This window comes from Pseudomonas sp. Mb7, assembly GCF_054790525.1.
This window is the reverse complement of record NZ_CP186501.1, coordinates 495,300-508,627: the sequence shown is the minus strand read 5'-3', so window position 1 is coordinate 508,627 and position 13,328 is coordinate 495,300. Positions and strand designations below refer to the sequence as shown.

The 13,328-nt window shown below is 58.4% G+C and carries 10 protein-coding genes; all 10 read right to left on the bottom strand.

All coding sequences use genetic code 11. From position 1 onward, the window contains the following. Positions 1–114: 114 nt before the first annotated feature. The 10 genes from ACOYXH_RS02230 to rseP all read right to left on the bottom strand — a co-directional run bounded on the left by ACOYXH_RS02230 (position 115) and on the right by rseP (position 13,300). On the bottom strand, positions 115–1,062 hold the full coding sequence (locus ACOYXH_RS02230) for an acetyl-CoA carboxylase carboxyltransferase subunit alpha (RefSeq protein ID WP_038357918.1): 948 nt from the start codon (positions 1,060–1,062) through the stop codon (positions 115–117). A 139-nt stretch (positions 1,063–1,201) separates the two neighbouring features. After that, positions 1,202–4,723 (bottom strand): DNA polymerase III subunit alpha, encoded by a 3,522-nt coding sequence (gene dnaE / locus ACOYXH_RS02225; RefSeq protein WP_038357916.1) that lies wholly within the window; start codon positions 4,721–4,723, stop codon positions 1,202–1,204. 76 nt (positions 4,724–4,799) lie between these two features. Next, entirely contained in the window at positions 4,800–5,426 is a 627-nt protein-coding gene (rnhB, locus tag ACOYXH_RS02220; protein ID WP_053117640.1) for a ribonuclease HII, read from the bottom strand. An 11-nt stretch (positions 5,427–5,437) separates the two neighbouring features. Then, entirely contained in the window at positions 5,438–6,568 is a 1,131-nt protein-coding gene (gene lpxB, locus ACOYXH_RS02215) for a lipid-A-disaccharide synthase (protein ID WP_258709324.1), read from the bottom strand. Positions 6,569–6,570: 2 nt separating this feature from the next. Beyond that, positions 6,571–7,347, bottom strand: coding sequence for an acyl-ACP--UDP-N-acetylglucosamine O-acyltransferase (gene lpxA / locus ACOYXH_RS02210; protein ID WP_007908847.1), 777 nt, complete (start codon positions 7,345–7,347; stop codon positions 6,571–6,573). Beyond that, on the bottom strand, positions 7,344–7,784 hold the full coding sequence (fabZ, locus tag ACOYXH_RS02205) for a 3-hydroxyacyl-ACP dehydratase FabZ (RefSeq protein ID WP_003222142.1): 441 nt from the start codon (positions 7,782–7,784) through the stop codon (positions 7,344–7,346). The genes lpxA and fabZ overlap by 4 nt, the downstream gene beginning before the upstream one ends. Before the next feature lie 105 nt (positions 7,785–7,889). Next, on the bottom strand, positions 7,890–8,945 hold the full coding sequence (lpxD, locus tag ACOYXH_RS02200) for a UDP-3-O-(3-hydroxymyristoyl)glucosamine N-acyltransferase (RefSeq protein ID WP_258709323.1): 1,056 nt from the start codon (positions 8,943–8,945) through the stop codon (positions 7,890–7,892). Between the two features lie 3 nt (positions 8,946–8,948). Beyond that, positions 8,949–9,452 carry an OmpH/Skp family outer membrane protein gene (locus ACOYXH_RS02195; protein WP_007908849.1) on the bottom strand — a complete coding sequence of 168 codons (504 nt, stop codon included), beginning with the start codon at positions 9,450–9,452 and terminating at the stop codon, positions 8,949–8,951. Positions 9,453–9,497: 45 nt separating this feature from the next. Then, positions 9,498–11,873 (bottom strand): outer membrane protein assembly factor BamA, encoded by a 2,376-nt coding sequence (gene bamA / locus ACOYXH_RS02190; RefSeq protein WP_258709322.1) that lies wholly within the window; start codon positions 11,871–11,873, stop codon positions 9,498–9,500. A gap of 74 nt (positions 11,874–11,947) precedes the next feature. Beyond that, positions 11,948–13,300 (bottom strand): sigma E protease regulator RseP, encoded by a 1,353-nt coding sequence (gene rseP / locus ACOYXH_RS02185; RefSeq protein ID WP_258709321.1) that lies wholly within the window; start codon positions 13,298–13,300, stop codon positions 11,948–11,950. Positions 13,301–13,328: the final 28 nt, after the last annotated feature.

Below are 13,328 nucleotides of genomic sequence, written 5' to 3'. Positions count from 1 at the left end.
AAACAAATGTAGGAGTGAGCCTGCTCGCGATAGCGGTGTGACAGCCAACACATTGGTTGAATGTTACGCCCTCATCGCGAGCAGGCTCACTCCTACAGGGGTATTGCGCTCGACTTAGAGACCGTAGCTCATCAGTCGATCATAACGGCGCTTCAGCAACGCTTCGTTATCGAACTTCTTCAGCATCGCCAGTTGCGAGCTCAGCTCGGCACGGATCGATGCAGCCGCAGCCGCCGGATCACGGTGCGCGCCGCCCAGAGGCTCGCCAATCACCTTGTCGACAATGCCCAGGCCTTTCAGACGCTCGGCGGTGATGCCCATTGCTTCAGCAGCATCCGGCGCTTTTTCGGCGGTTTTCCACAGAATCGAAGCGCAACCTTCCGGCGAGATTACCGCGTAGGTCGAGTACTGCAGCATGTTTAGCTGGTCGCAGACGCCAATGGCCAGTGCACCACCGGAACCACCCTCACCGATAACGGTGGCGATGATCGGGGTCTTCAGGCGCGACATCACGCGCAGGTTCCAGGCGATCGCTTCGCTCTGGTTACGCTCTTCAGCGTCGATGCCAGGATAGGCACCCGGGGTGTCGATGAAGGTCAGGATCGGCATTTTGAAACGCTCGGCCATCTCCATCAGACGGCAAGCCTTGCGGTAGCCTTCCGGACGCGGCATGCCGAAGTTACGGCGCACCTTCTCACGGACTTCACGACCCTTCTGGTGACCGATGATCATCACCGGCTGGTCTTCCAGACGGGCGATACCGCCAACGATGGCCGCGTCGTCAGAGAAGTGACGGTCACCGTGCAGTTCGTCGAACTCGGTGAAGATATGCTCGATGTAGTCGAGGGTGTACGGGCGTTTCGGGTGACGCGCCAGGCGTGCGATCTGCCAGCTGGTCAGCTTGCCGAAGATGTCTTCGGTCAGCGTTTTGCTCTTGTCCTGCAGGCGGGAGATCTCATCGCCGATATTCAGCGAATTGTCATTACCGACCAAGCGCAACTCTTCGATCTTGGCTTGCAGGTCGGCGATCGGCTGTTCGAAATCTAGAAAATTCGGGTTCATAGGCGTCCGTCTTGGGTCGTGTCCCAAATGAGCTTGGGCCGGCCGGTTGTCTATTCGCGCCCTACCTTAAGGGAGAGGCGCGCTGAGGTCGAGATTAAAAATTCAGGTTGCGGGCAAGCGCCATGATGGCACTTGCCGGTCAACGGTATTGGAGGAAGACGTTGTCTCGCCCGAACTGGTCACGCAGGGCTTGAATCAACGCATCCGCCGGATCGATCCGCCAGGTCTCGCCGAACTGCAGCAAGGTCTTCGCATCCGGGCTCGTGTACTCCATGGTGATCGGGCACGCGCCGCGATGACGCTTGAGCAAATCCCCCAACCAGCGTAGCTGATCGCCTTTGAGATCCTGGGTTTGCAGCTTCAGGCGCAGGCTTTCGGCCAGATTGGTACGCGCGTCTTCCATGCTCATCACACGTTTGACCCGCAGGCGCAGGCCACCGGAGAAGTCATCGTTGCTGACTTCGCCTTCGACCACCACCATCGCGTCGGTCTGCAACAACGACTGCGCAGAATGGAACGCATCGGCAAACAGCGACGCCTCAATCCGCCCCGAACGGTCGTCGAGGGTGATGAAACCCATCTTGTCGCCCTTCTTGTTCTTCATCACCCGCAGGGCAATGATCATCCCCGCCACGGTTTGCGTATCGCGCGCCGGCTTCAGGTCGATGATGCGCTGACGGGCGAAACGGCGGATCTCGCCTTCGTATTCGTCGATCGGGTGACCGGTCAGGTACAGGCCCAAGGTGTCTTTCTCACCTTTGAGGCGCTCCTTGAGAGTCAGCTCCTTGGCCTTGCGGTGCGACGCATACACGTCGGCGTCTTCCTCGACAAACAGCCCGCCAAACAGGTCGGCGTGACCAGAGTCGTGGGTACGCGCGGTCTGCTCGGCCGCCTTGATCGCCTCTTCCATCGCTGCCAGCAGCACGGCGCGGTTGCGGTCGATGTTGGCCTGATAAGCCTTCTGTTCGTCATGGAAGTACGGCCCCAGACGATCCAGCGCACCGCTGCGGATCAAGCCGTCGAGGGTACGTTTGTTGATGCGCTTGAGGTCGACCCGCGCGCAGAAATCGAACAGATCCTTGAACGGACCTTCCTGACGCGCCTCGGTGATCGCCTCAACCGGGCCTTCACCAACACCTTTGATCGCGCCCAGGCCGTAAACGATGCGGCCGTCGTCGTTCACCGTGAACTTGAACTCCGAAGTGTTCACGTCCGGCGCATCGAGGCGCAGCTTCATCGTGCGCACTTCCTCGATCAAGGTCACGACCTTGTCGGTGTTGTGCATGTCCGCAGAAAGTACCGCTGCCATGAACGGCGCCGGGTAGTGAGCTTTCAGCCACGCAGTCTGGTACGAGACCAGGCCGTAGGCGGCGGAGTGGGATTTGTTGAAGCCGTAACCGGCGAATTTTTCTACCAGGTCGAAAATGTTACCGGCAAGGTCGGCGTCGATGTTGTTGGTCGCGCAACCTTCAATGAAACCGCCGCGCTGCTTGGCCATTTCTTCGGGTTTTTTCTTACCCATCGCCCGACGGAGCATGTCCGCACCGCCAAGGGTGTAACCGGCCATGACCTGAGCAATCTGCATCACCTGTTCCTGATACAGGATGATGCCGTAAGTCGGTGCCAGAACCGGTTTCAAACCTTCGTACTGGTAATCCGAGTGCGGATACGCCAGTTCGGCGCGGCCGTGCTTACGGTTGATGAAGTCGTCCACCATGCCGGACTGCAGCGGGCCCGGACGGAACAGGGCCACCAGTGCGATCAAGTCTTCCAGGCAGTCGGGCTTGAGCTTTTTGATCAGCTCTTTCATGCCGCGCGATTCAAGCTGGAACACCGCGGTGGTTTCAGCTTTCTGCAACAGCGAGTACGTCGGTTTGTCGTCCAGCGGGATAAACGCGATATCCAGCGGCGGCTCGTTGACCTTGGCGCGATCACGGTTAATGGTTTTCAGCGCCCAGTCGATGATCGTCAGGGTCCGCAGACCGAGGAAGTCGAACTTCACCAGACCGGCCGCTTCAACGTCGTCCTTGTCGAACTGGGTCACCAGACCGTCACCGGCCTCATCGCAATAGATTGGCGAGAAGTCAGTCAGTTTGGTCGGCGCAATAACCACACCACCGGCGTGTTTACCAACGTTACGCACAACGCCTTCGAGCTTGCGCGCCATTTCCCAGATTTCCGCAGCTTCTTCATCAACCTTGATGAAGTCACGGAGGATTTCTTCCTGCTCGTAGGCTTTTTCCAGGGTCATGCCGACTTCGAACGGAATCATCTTCGACAGACGATCCGCCAGGCCGTAGGACTTGCCCTGCACCCGCGCTACGTCACGCACCACCGCTTTTGCGGCCATGGAACCGAAAGTGATGATCTGGCTTACCGCGTTGCGGCCGTACTTCTCGGCCACGTAGTCGATCACCCGGTCGCGACCGTCCATGCAGAAGTCGACGTCGAAGTCGGGCATGGATACCCGTTCCGGGTTAAGGAAGCGTTCGAACAGCAGGTCGTATTCCAGCGGATCGAGGTCGGTGATCTTCTGTACATAAGCCACCAACGAACCGGCACCCGACCCACGGCCCGGACCTACCGGCACGCCGTTGTTCTTGGCCCACTGGATAAAGTCCATAACGATGAGGAAGTAACCGGGGAAACCCATCTGGATAATGATATCCAGCTCAAAATTCAGTCGGTCGACGTAGACCTGACGCTTGGCTTCGTAGTCTTCGGTGGTGTCCTTGGGCAGCAGCACCGACAAGCGTTCCTCCAGACCGTCGAAGGAGACTTTGCGGAAATACTCGTCGATGGTCATGCCATCGGGAATCGGGAAGTTGGGCAGGAAGTGAGTGCCCAGTTTCACTTCAATGTTGCAGCGCTTGGCGATCTCGACGGTGTTTTCAATCGCGTCGGGAATATCGCTGAACAGCTCGATCATTTCCTCGGCGCTTTTCAGGTATTGCTGATCGCTGTAATTCTTCGAGCGCCGTGGATCGTCGAGGGCACGGCCCTCACCGATGCACACGCGGGTTTCGTGGGCGGCGAAGTCTTCCTGCTTGATGAAACGCACATCGTTGGTCGCCACCAGCGGCGCGCCGAGCTTGTCGGCGAGGGCGACGGCACCGTGCAATTGTTCTTCATCGTTGGGACGGTTGGTGCGCTGGATTTCCAGATAGAAACGATCAGGGAATACCGCCATCCATTCGCGCGCCAAGGCTTCGGCTTCGGCCGGGTTGCCGCCGATCATGGCCATGCCGATCTCGCCTTCTTTGGCGGCGGACAGCATGATCAGGCCTTCGTTGGCTTCGGCGACCCACTCACGCTCGACGATGATCATGCCGTTGCGCTGGCCTTCGATGAAGCCGCGCGAGATCAACTCGGTGAGGTTGCGATAGCCCTTGGCGTTCATCACCAACAGGCTGAGCCGGCTCAGCGGTGCGTCCGGGTCTTTGTTCGACAGCCACAGGTCGGCGCCGCAGATCGGCTTGATGCCCGCGCCCATGGTGTTTTTGTAGAATTTGACCAGGGAACACATGTTGTTCTGGTCGGTGACCGCGACCGCCGGCATGTTCATGGCGGTCAGCGCCTTGACCAGCGGCTTGATCCGCACCAGCCCGTCGACCAGGGAGTATTCAGTGTGCAGGCGTAGATGAACGAATGAAGCCGGCATAGTGATCCTGTCCAGTTACATAGAGACAACAAGGCCCGGATTGTACCGGGCCTCGAACAAAACATCAGCCTGGCGACTAAACCTGCGTCAGACCTTCCAGCGCTTCGTAAGCCAGACGCACCGGGGCGAACGAGCGCCGGTGAATCGGCGTCGGGCCAAGGCGCACCAACGCTTCCAGATGAACGGGCGTCGGATAGCCTTTATGGCCACCGATGCCGTAACCCGGGTAGATCAATTCGAAGGCGGCCATTTCGCGGTCGCGGCTGACCTTGGCCAGAATCGATGCGGCAGCGATGGCTGGAACCTTGCCGTCGCCCTGCACGACCGCTTCGGCGCGCATCGGCAGTTGCGGGCAGCGGTTGCCGTCGATCATCGCCAGTTTCGGCTGGATGTGCAGCCCGGCAACCGCGCGCTGCATGGCCAGCATGGTCGCGTGCAAAATATTCAGCTCGTCGATTTCTTCGACTTCGGCGCGGGCGATGCACCAGCTCAGGGACTTCTCGATGATTTCGTCGTAGAGCTTTTCGCGCTTGGCTTCGGTGAGCTTCTTCGAGTCGTTAAGCCCGAGGATCGGCCGGTTCGGATCGAGGATCACCGCCGCCGTCACCACCGCGCCGCACAATGGGCCACGACCGACTTCATCGACGCCGGCAACCAGCTCTTCGACTTCGGCGACCAGGGTGAAATCCAGGCCCATCTGTATGCTTGTCTTGCTCATCGATTCTGACCGATCAGGTTAAGGACGGCGTCCGCCGCCTGATTGGAAGCGTCCAGGCGCAGCGTGCGATGGATCTCGTCGAAACCGCGGGTCTGCTCTTCGCCGCCCTCGATCAATGGCGACAGCGTCTGCGCCAGTGCTTCGACCGTCGCATCATCCTGCAACAATTCCGGGACCAGCAGACGTTGGGCCAGCAGGTTCGGCAAGGACACGTACGGGCTCTTGACCATGCGTTTCAGAATCCAGAACGTCAGCGGTGCCAGGCGGTACGCCACCACCATCGGCCGCTTGTACAACAGCGCTTCAAGGGTCGCGGTGCCGGAGGCGATCAACACGGCGTTGCACGCGGCCAGAGCCAGATGGGATTTGCCATCGAGCAGGGTCACCGGCAGATCGCGACCGGCAAGCAGCTCTTCAAGTTGCGCGCGGCGCTCCGGGTTGGCGCACGGGATGACAAAGCGCAAACCCGGGCGCAGCGCACGCAGGCGCTCAGCGGCATCGAGGAACAACGCCCCCAACCGGGACACTTCGCCGCCACGGCTGCCGGGCATCAACGCCACCAGCGGGCCGTCGGGCAAGCCCAGTTCGGCACGCGCCGCAGCGCGATCAGCTTCCAGCGGAATGGTATCGGCCAGGGTGTGACCGACGAACCGCACCGGCACGCCTTTCTCTTCGTAGAATTTTGCTTCGAACGGCAGCAAGGTCAGCATCAGATCGCAGCCTTCGCGGATCTTCAGCACGCGCTTCTGGCGCCACGCCCAAACCGACGGGCTGACGTAATGCACGGTTTTGATCCCGGCCTGACGCAGCTTAAGTTCGATATTGAGGTTGAAGTCCGGCGCGTCGATACCGATGAACACGTCCGGCTTCTTGGCGATCAACGTAGCGATCAGGTCTTTGCGGCGCTTGAGCAGTTCGCGCAAACGACCGAGGACTTCCACCAGGCCCATGACCGACAAGCGTTCCATGGGAAAGTAGGAAGTCAGGCCTTCAGCCTGCATCAACGGACCACCGACGCCGATGAACTCGACCGCCGGATGTTGAGCCTTGAGCGCGCGCATGAGGCCGGCGCCGAGAATGTCACCGGAAGCTTCACCCGCCACCAGCGCAATACGCAAATTGGCCATGATCAGCGAGTGATGCCGCGAGTCGACGACTGGATGGAGTCACGGAATATCGCAACTTCCGGGAACTGCGCAGCAGGCTCGGCCAGCTCGGCCAACGCCTGTTCGACCGTGAGGCCTTGGCGATAGACGGTTTTGTAAGCGCGACGCAGCGTGTGGATCGCGTCCTCGCTGAAACCACGACGGCGCATGCCCTCGAAGTTCATGCTGCGCGCTTCAGCCGGGTTGCCGAACACGGTGACGAACGCCGGAACGTCCTTGCCGATGGCAGTGCCCATGCCGGAAAAGCTGTGGGCGCCGATATGGCAATACTGGTGAACCAGAGTAAACCCGGAGAGGATCGCCCAGTCATCCACGTGCACATGGCCAGCCAACGCGGTGTTGTTGACCAGAATGCAGTGGTTGCCGATGACGCTGTCGTGACCGATGTGCGCATAGGCCATGATCAGATTGTGATCGCCCAACGTGGTTTCCGAACGGTCCTGCACGGTGCCGCGGTGAATCGTCACGCCTTCGCGGATGACGTTGTGGTCACCGATCACCAGACGGGTTTCTTCACCCTTGTACTTCAGATCAGGCGTGTCTTCGCCTACCGAAGAAAACTGGTAGATGCGATTGTGCTTGCCGATGCGGGTCGGGCCTTTGAGGATTACATGCGGCCCGATCACGGTACCCTCGCCGATTTCCACACCTGCGCCGATGATCGACCACGGGCCGACCTCGACGCCATCAGCCAGAACGGCTGACGGATCGATGATTGCGCGAGGGTCAATCAAACTCATAGCTTGCGTTCCGCGCAGATGATTTCAGCGGAGCAGACTGGTTTGCCGTCGACCGAAGCCTGGCATTCGAACTTCCAGATCTGACGCTTGCAGCTGATGAACTTGGCTTCAAGGATCAGTTGATCGCCCGGCAACACCGGCTGGCGGAAGCGCAGCTTGTCGGAACCGACGAAGTAATACAGGGTGCCGTCGGCAGGCTTCACATCAAGCATTTTGAAACCGAGGATCCCGGCAGCCTGAGCCATCGCTTCGATGATCAGCACGCCCGGCATGATTGGATGCGCCGGGAAGTGACCATTGAAGAACGGTTCATTGATGCTGACATTCTTGTAGGCGCGAATGCGCTTGCCTTCAGTGTCCAGTTCCACCACCCGGTCCACCAGCAGGAACGGGTAACGGTGAGGCAGGTATTCGCGAATCTCGTTGATGTCCATCATTTCGGGGGAAGCCTATGTAAAGATTGGGAGCGCGACTGACGCGCACTCCTCTAGCAAATCAAGGAGGCAGTCTAGAGGCTGTGCACACTTGATATGGAAATGGTATCAGCCATCAGATGAAGCATTGCCGTCAGGGGTCACTTCCCCTACGCGCTTTTCCAGCTGTTTCAAACGTCGCGCGATGTCATCGAGCTGACGGATGCGGGCCGCGCTTTTGCGCCATTCGGCCGCCGGTTGCATGGCTGTACCGGAAGAATAGGCACCCGGCTCGGTAATCGAGTGGGTCACCATGGTCATCCCGGTCAGGAAAACGTTGTCGCAAATATCAATGTGGCCGACCAGACCGACACCGCCGGCGAGCATGCAATGCTTGCCGATTTTAGTGCTGCCGGAGATCCCGACGCACGCCGCCATGGCGGTGTGATCACCGACCTGAACGTTGTGGGCGATCTGGATCTGGTTGTCGAGCTTCACGCCATTGCCAATCACGGTATCGGCCAGAGCGCCGCGGTCGATGGCGGTGTTCACGCCAATCTCGACATCGTCGCCGATAGTCACACCACCGATCTGAGCAATTTTCTGCCAGATGCCTTTTTCGTTGGCGAAGCCGAAGCCTTCACCCCCGAGCACAGCACCGGACTGAATCACCACACGCTTACCGACGCGCACGTCGTGATACAGCGTCACGCGCGGCGCGAGCCAGCCGCCTTCGCCGATTTCGCTGCGGGCACCGACGACACAATGCGCACCCAGCGTCACGTGCGCACCAACGCGTGCGCCGGCCTCGATCACTACGAAAGGACCGATGCTGGCGGTTGCATCAACCACCGCGTCCGCCGCAATGACCGCTGAAGGATGGATACCCGCAGTGGCTTTTGGCTTGGGATCGAACAGATGAGAGATACGCGCGTAAGCCAGGTAAGGATCAGGCACGACCAACGCATTACCGGCAAAACCTTCGGCATCAGCTTCTTTGAGCAGCAATGCAGCTGCCTGCGAGCCCGCCAGGTATTTGCGATATTGAGGGTTTGCCAGAAAGCTCAACTGAGCTGGGCCAGCCTCTTGCAAAGTGGCTAGCCCAGTAATTTGCTTCTCAGGGTCGCCACGCAGGGTGGCGCCGAGGAACTCGGCCAACTGGCCGAGTTTGATAGTCACGGTCATGGGTTACTTCAGCTGATTCATGCGCTCGATAACCTGGCGCGTGATGTCGTACTGAGGTTTGACATCAATCACTGCGCCACGCTCGAACACCAGGTCAAAACCACCTTTCTTGATGACTTCTTCCACTGCGCTATCCAGTTTCGGCTTCAGCTGCTTGAGCATTTCGCGGTCGGCAACAGCTTTGGCTTCGTTCAGCTCTTTGGACTGGAACTGGAAGTCACGGGCCTTTTGCTTGAATTCCAGCTCCAGACGCTCACGCTCACCTTGCTGCATTTTGTCGCCACCGGCCATCAGACGGTCCTGAATGCCTTTGGCGCTGCTTTCCAGCGTCTTCAGTTTGGTCAGTTGCGGACCGAACTTCTTCTCGGCATCCACGGCATATTTCTTCGCCGCGTCGGATTCCAGCAAGGCCATCTGATAGTTCAGAACGGCAATTTTCATGTCGGCAAATGCCGGGCCTGCCACCATCAAGGAGGCCAGGAGAACCAATTGAGTCAACTTACGCACGATGCACTCCTACAAAATCCATTGTCGTTATCTTGGGTCAGACGCTTAGAACGTCTGGCCGAGGGAGAATTGGAACACTTGAGTTTCAGCCTCATCCGGCTTCTTGATCGGCATGGCCAACGCGAAGCTCAGAGGACCCAGTGCGGTGACCCAGGTCACACCCACACCAACGGAACTGGCCATGTTGCTCAAGCTGATGTCGTTGCACTTGGTGTTCGACGTCGAGCCGTTCGCATTGGTAGTGTCCTTGCACTGCGAGTCAAATACGTTACCCACATCCCAGAAAACAGAAGTACGCAGGGAACGCTGATCTTTCACGAACGGCAGCGGGAACAGAACCTCGACACCACCCTGGATCAGGACGTTACCACCGAACGGCAGTGGATCCTGGTCCGGGTCAGCCAATGTACCCGGGTTGGTACCACGGCTCGGCGTACTGCGCGGGCCGAGGGTACTGTCCTTGAAGCCACGAACCGAGTTGAAACCACCAGCATAGTAGTTTTCATAGAATGGCAAGCCATCGGTTCCGCCGTATCCGTCGCCATAACCCAGCTCTGTGTGCAGACGCAGGGTGTAGTTCTCGCTGATCGGCTGGAACAGCTGACCGCGGTAATCAAGTTTGTAGAACGACAGGTCGCTGCCCGGCACTGTGGTTTCCAGGGTCAGACTCTGGGAACGACCACGGGTCGGCAGTACGCCTTTGTTCAGGGTGGACTCGGACCAGCCGGCCGAAGCCTTGAAGTTCAGGTACTTGTCGCCTTCCTTGTTCACGAAGTCGAAAATCTCGTCAACGGTATAGGTACCGGTCTTGATCTCGTCCTGCTGAACCGACAGACCAAACGTCAGACGCGAAGTCTCGCTGATCGGGTAGCCAACGTTTACGCCGGCGCCCAGGCTGTCTACCGCATAGCTCGCTACGTCGACGTCGAGGTCTTTGTAGTCAGTGGTGCGATAGAACGCGTTGTAACCCAGGCTCACGCCATCGGCGGTCCAGTACGGGTCAACGTAACCGAAGTTGTAGCGGCTCTGGTATTCGCTGCGAGTCAGGCCGATGCTGACGCGGTTACCGGTACCCAGGAAGTTGTTCTGAGTGATCGAACCACCGAGGATCAGACCGGCGCTCTGGGCGAAACCGACGCTGGCGGTAATCGAACCGGAAGCCTGTTCTTCAACGCTGTAGTTAACATCTACCTGGTCGTCGACACCCGGAACAGCCGGAGTTTCAACGTTCACTTCTTTAAAGAAGCCGAGACGCTCAAGACGGGTCTTGGACTGGTCGATCAGGTAAGTCGAAGCCCAGCCGCCTTCCATCTGACGCATTTCACGACGCAGCACTTCGTCTTCGGACTTGGTGTTGCCACGGAAGTTGATGCGGTTGACGTAGGCACGCTTGCCCGGATCAACAGCGAACAGGATATCGACAGTGTGATCTTCATCGTGCGGCTGAGGTACGCCGTTGACGTTGGCGAAGGTGTAACCCTCGTTACCCAGACGACGAGTGATCAGCTCGGACGTGGTGGTCATCAGCTTGCGCGAGAACACCTGACCCTTCTGCACCAGCAGCAGGGACTTGACCTGATCTTCAGGGACTTTCAGATCACCACTGAGCTTGACGTCACGAACGGTGTACTTCTCGCCTTCGGTGACGTTGACAGTGATGTAGACGTGTTTCTTGTCCGGAGTGATCGACACCTGAGTCGAAGCGATATCCATATTGATATAGCCACGATCCAGGTAGTAGGAACGCAGACGCTCCAGGTCACCGGACAGTTTTTCACGGGCGTACTTGTCATCGTTCTTGAAGAACGACAGCCAGTTGGTGGTCTTCAGTTCGAACAGGTCGGTCAGGTCTTCCTCAGGGAAAACCGTGTTGCCCACCACGTTGATGTGCTGAATCGCCGCAACGGTACCTTCGTTGATCTTCACTTTCAGGCCGACGCGGTTACGCGGTTGCGATACCACTTCGGTATCGACCGTAGCCGAGTAGCGACCTTGCGCGACGTACTGACGTTGCAGTTCGTTACGCACGCCTTCAAGGGTGGCGCGCTGGAAGATCTCGCCTTCGGCCAGACCGGATTGCTTGAGACCTTTCATCAGGTCTTCAGTCGAGATCGCCTTGTTGCCTTCGATTTCGATACTGGCGACCGACGGACGCTCGACGACCGTGATTACCAGAACGTTGCCTTCGCGGCCCAGCTGGATATCTTGAAAGAAACCGGTTTTGAACAACGCACGAGTGGATTCCACCAGGCGACGATCATCCGCCTGCTCACCGACGTTCAACGGCAAGGCACCAAAGACGCTACCCGCGGAGACCCGCTGGAGGCCATTGACGCGAATATCAGAGATAGTGAAGGACTCGGCGTGAACTTCGGCGATCATCAATACGGTGAGAACCGCAGTTAGCAGCAGACGTTTCATGAAGTCCTTTCTTATTCCAACTGGCAATAAACAAACTGCCGCAAAATGCGGCAGATTCGCAATTCAGCGAAGCGTTACAGTCGACCCAGATCGTTGACCAGAGCAAGCAACATCACCCCGACCACCAAACTGATACCGATCTGTATCCCCCAACCTTGCACCCGATCCGACAAGGGACGACCACGCGCCCACTCGATCAGATAAAACAACAAATGCCCCCCATCCAGTACAGGAATGGGCAGCAAATTCAGAACCCCCAGGCTAATACTCAGATAAGCAAGGAAATTCAGGAAATCAGCAACGCCCGACTGGGCAGAAGCGCCCGCCACTTTAGCAATGGTTATCGGTCCACTCAAGTTTTTTACCGAGAGCTCGCCGAACAGCATTTTCTTCAGTGAATCGAGCGTCAGAATGCTCATGGTCCAAGTGCGACGGGCGCCCTCGCCAATCGCGGCCAACGGCCCATAACTGACCTCGCGGATCATCTCCGGCGGCCAGTCGACAGCTTTCACACCCGCGCCCAGATATCCGCTTGGCGATTTGCTTTCACCGCGCGCTGCCAGAGTCACAGGGACGTCGATTTGAGCACTGTCACGCTCGATGCGCAGCATGATTTTGGTATCAGGACGCGTACGAACGGTATCGACCACTTGTTGCCAGTCATTCAGCGCCTGGCCGTCGAGTGCCAACAGGCGATCACCAGTCTTCAGGCCAGCGGCCTGGGCCGGACCTTTCGGATCAAGCTCGGCCAACACCGGCGGCAGAGCCGGGCGCCAAGGACGAATACCCAGAGAGCGAATCGGGTCCGGCTCATCAGCACCTTTGAGCCAGTTATCGAGCTTCAGCTCACGCGGCGTATCCGCAGTCGAACCCTGCTCACGCACCAGCAACTGCAGAGAACCGCTTTCACCAAGGCGCCGGACCAATTGCAGATTGACGGCAGCCCAACCGGTAGTCGGCTCACCATCTACAGCAACAATTTCCTGACCAGCGTTCAAACCGGCACTGGCGGCGATACTGCCGGACTCAACTGCACCAATGACCGGGCGAATCTGCTCGCTGCCGAGCATGGCCAATACCCAAAAGAACACCAACGCCAACAGGAAGTTGGCAATGGGCCCGGCGGCAACAATGGCGATACGTTGACGCACGGATTTGCGGTTGAACGACTGGTCAAGCTGATCGACTGGCACTTCGCCTTCGCGCTCATCGAGCATCTTGACGTAGCCACCCAACGGTATCGCCGCGATTACAAATTCGGTGCCTTGCTTGTCATGCCAGCGCAGCAACGGCATGCCGAAGCCTACGGAAAAGCGCAGAACCTTGACGCCACAGCGACGCGCGACCCAGAAGTGGCCGAATTCGTGAAAGGTGACCAGCACACCCAAGGCGATCAGGGTGCCGGCAATCATATAGAGCGCGCTCATCTACTTTCTCCGCAATCCTGTTCAGTGC

What these genes read in the sequence shown, in the direction of transcription:
- ACOYXH_RS02230 (WP_038357918.1), bottom strand. Translation starts at nt 1,062, where the DNA reads ATGAACCCGAATTTTCTAGATTTCGAACAGCCGATCGCCGACCTGCAA.
- dnaE (WP_038357916.1), bottom strand. Translation starts at nt 4,723, where the DNA reads ATGCCGGCTTCATTCGTTCATCTACGCCTGCACACTGAATACTCCCTG.
- lpxB (WP_258709324.1), bottom strand. Translation starts at nt 6,568, where the DNA reads ATGGCCAATTTGCGTATTGCGCTGGTGGCGGGTGAAGCTTCCGGTGAC.
- lpxA (WP_007908847.1), bottom strand. Translation starts at nt 7,347, where the DNA reads ATGAGTTTGATTGACCCTCGCGCAATCATCGATCCGTCAGCCGTTCTG.
- fabZ (WP_003222142.1), bottom strand. Translation starts at nt 7,784, where the DNA reads ATGATGGACATCAACGAGATTCGCGAATACCTGCCTCACCGTTACCCG.
- lpxD (WP_258709323.1), bottom strand. Translation starts at nt 8,945, where the DNA reads ATGACCGTGACTATCAAACTCGGCCAGTTGGCCGAGTTCCTCGGCGCC.
- bamA (WP_258709322.1), bottom strand. Translation starts at nt 11,873, where the DNA reads ATGAAACGTCTGCTGCTAACTGCGGTTCTCACCGTATTGATGATCGCC.
- rseP (WP_258709321.1), bottom strand. Translation starts at nt 13,300, where the DNA reads ATGAGCGCGCTCTATATGATTGCCGGCACCCTGATCGCCTTGGGTGTG.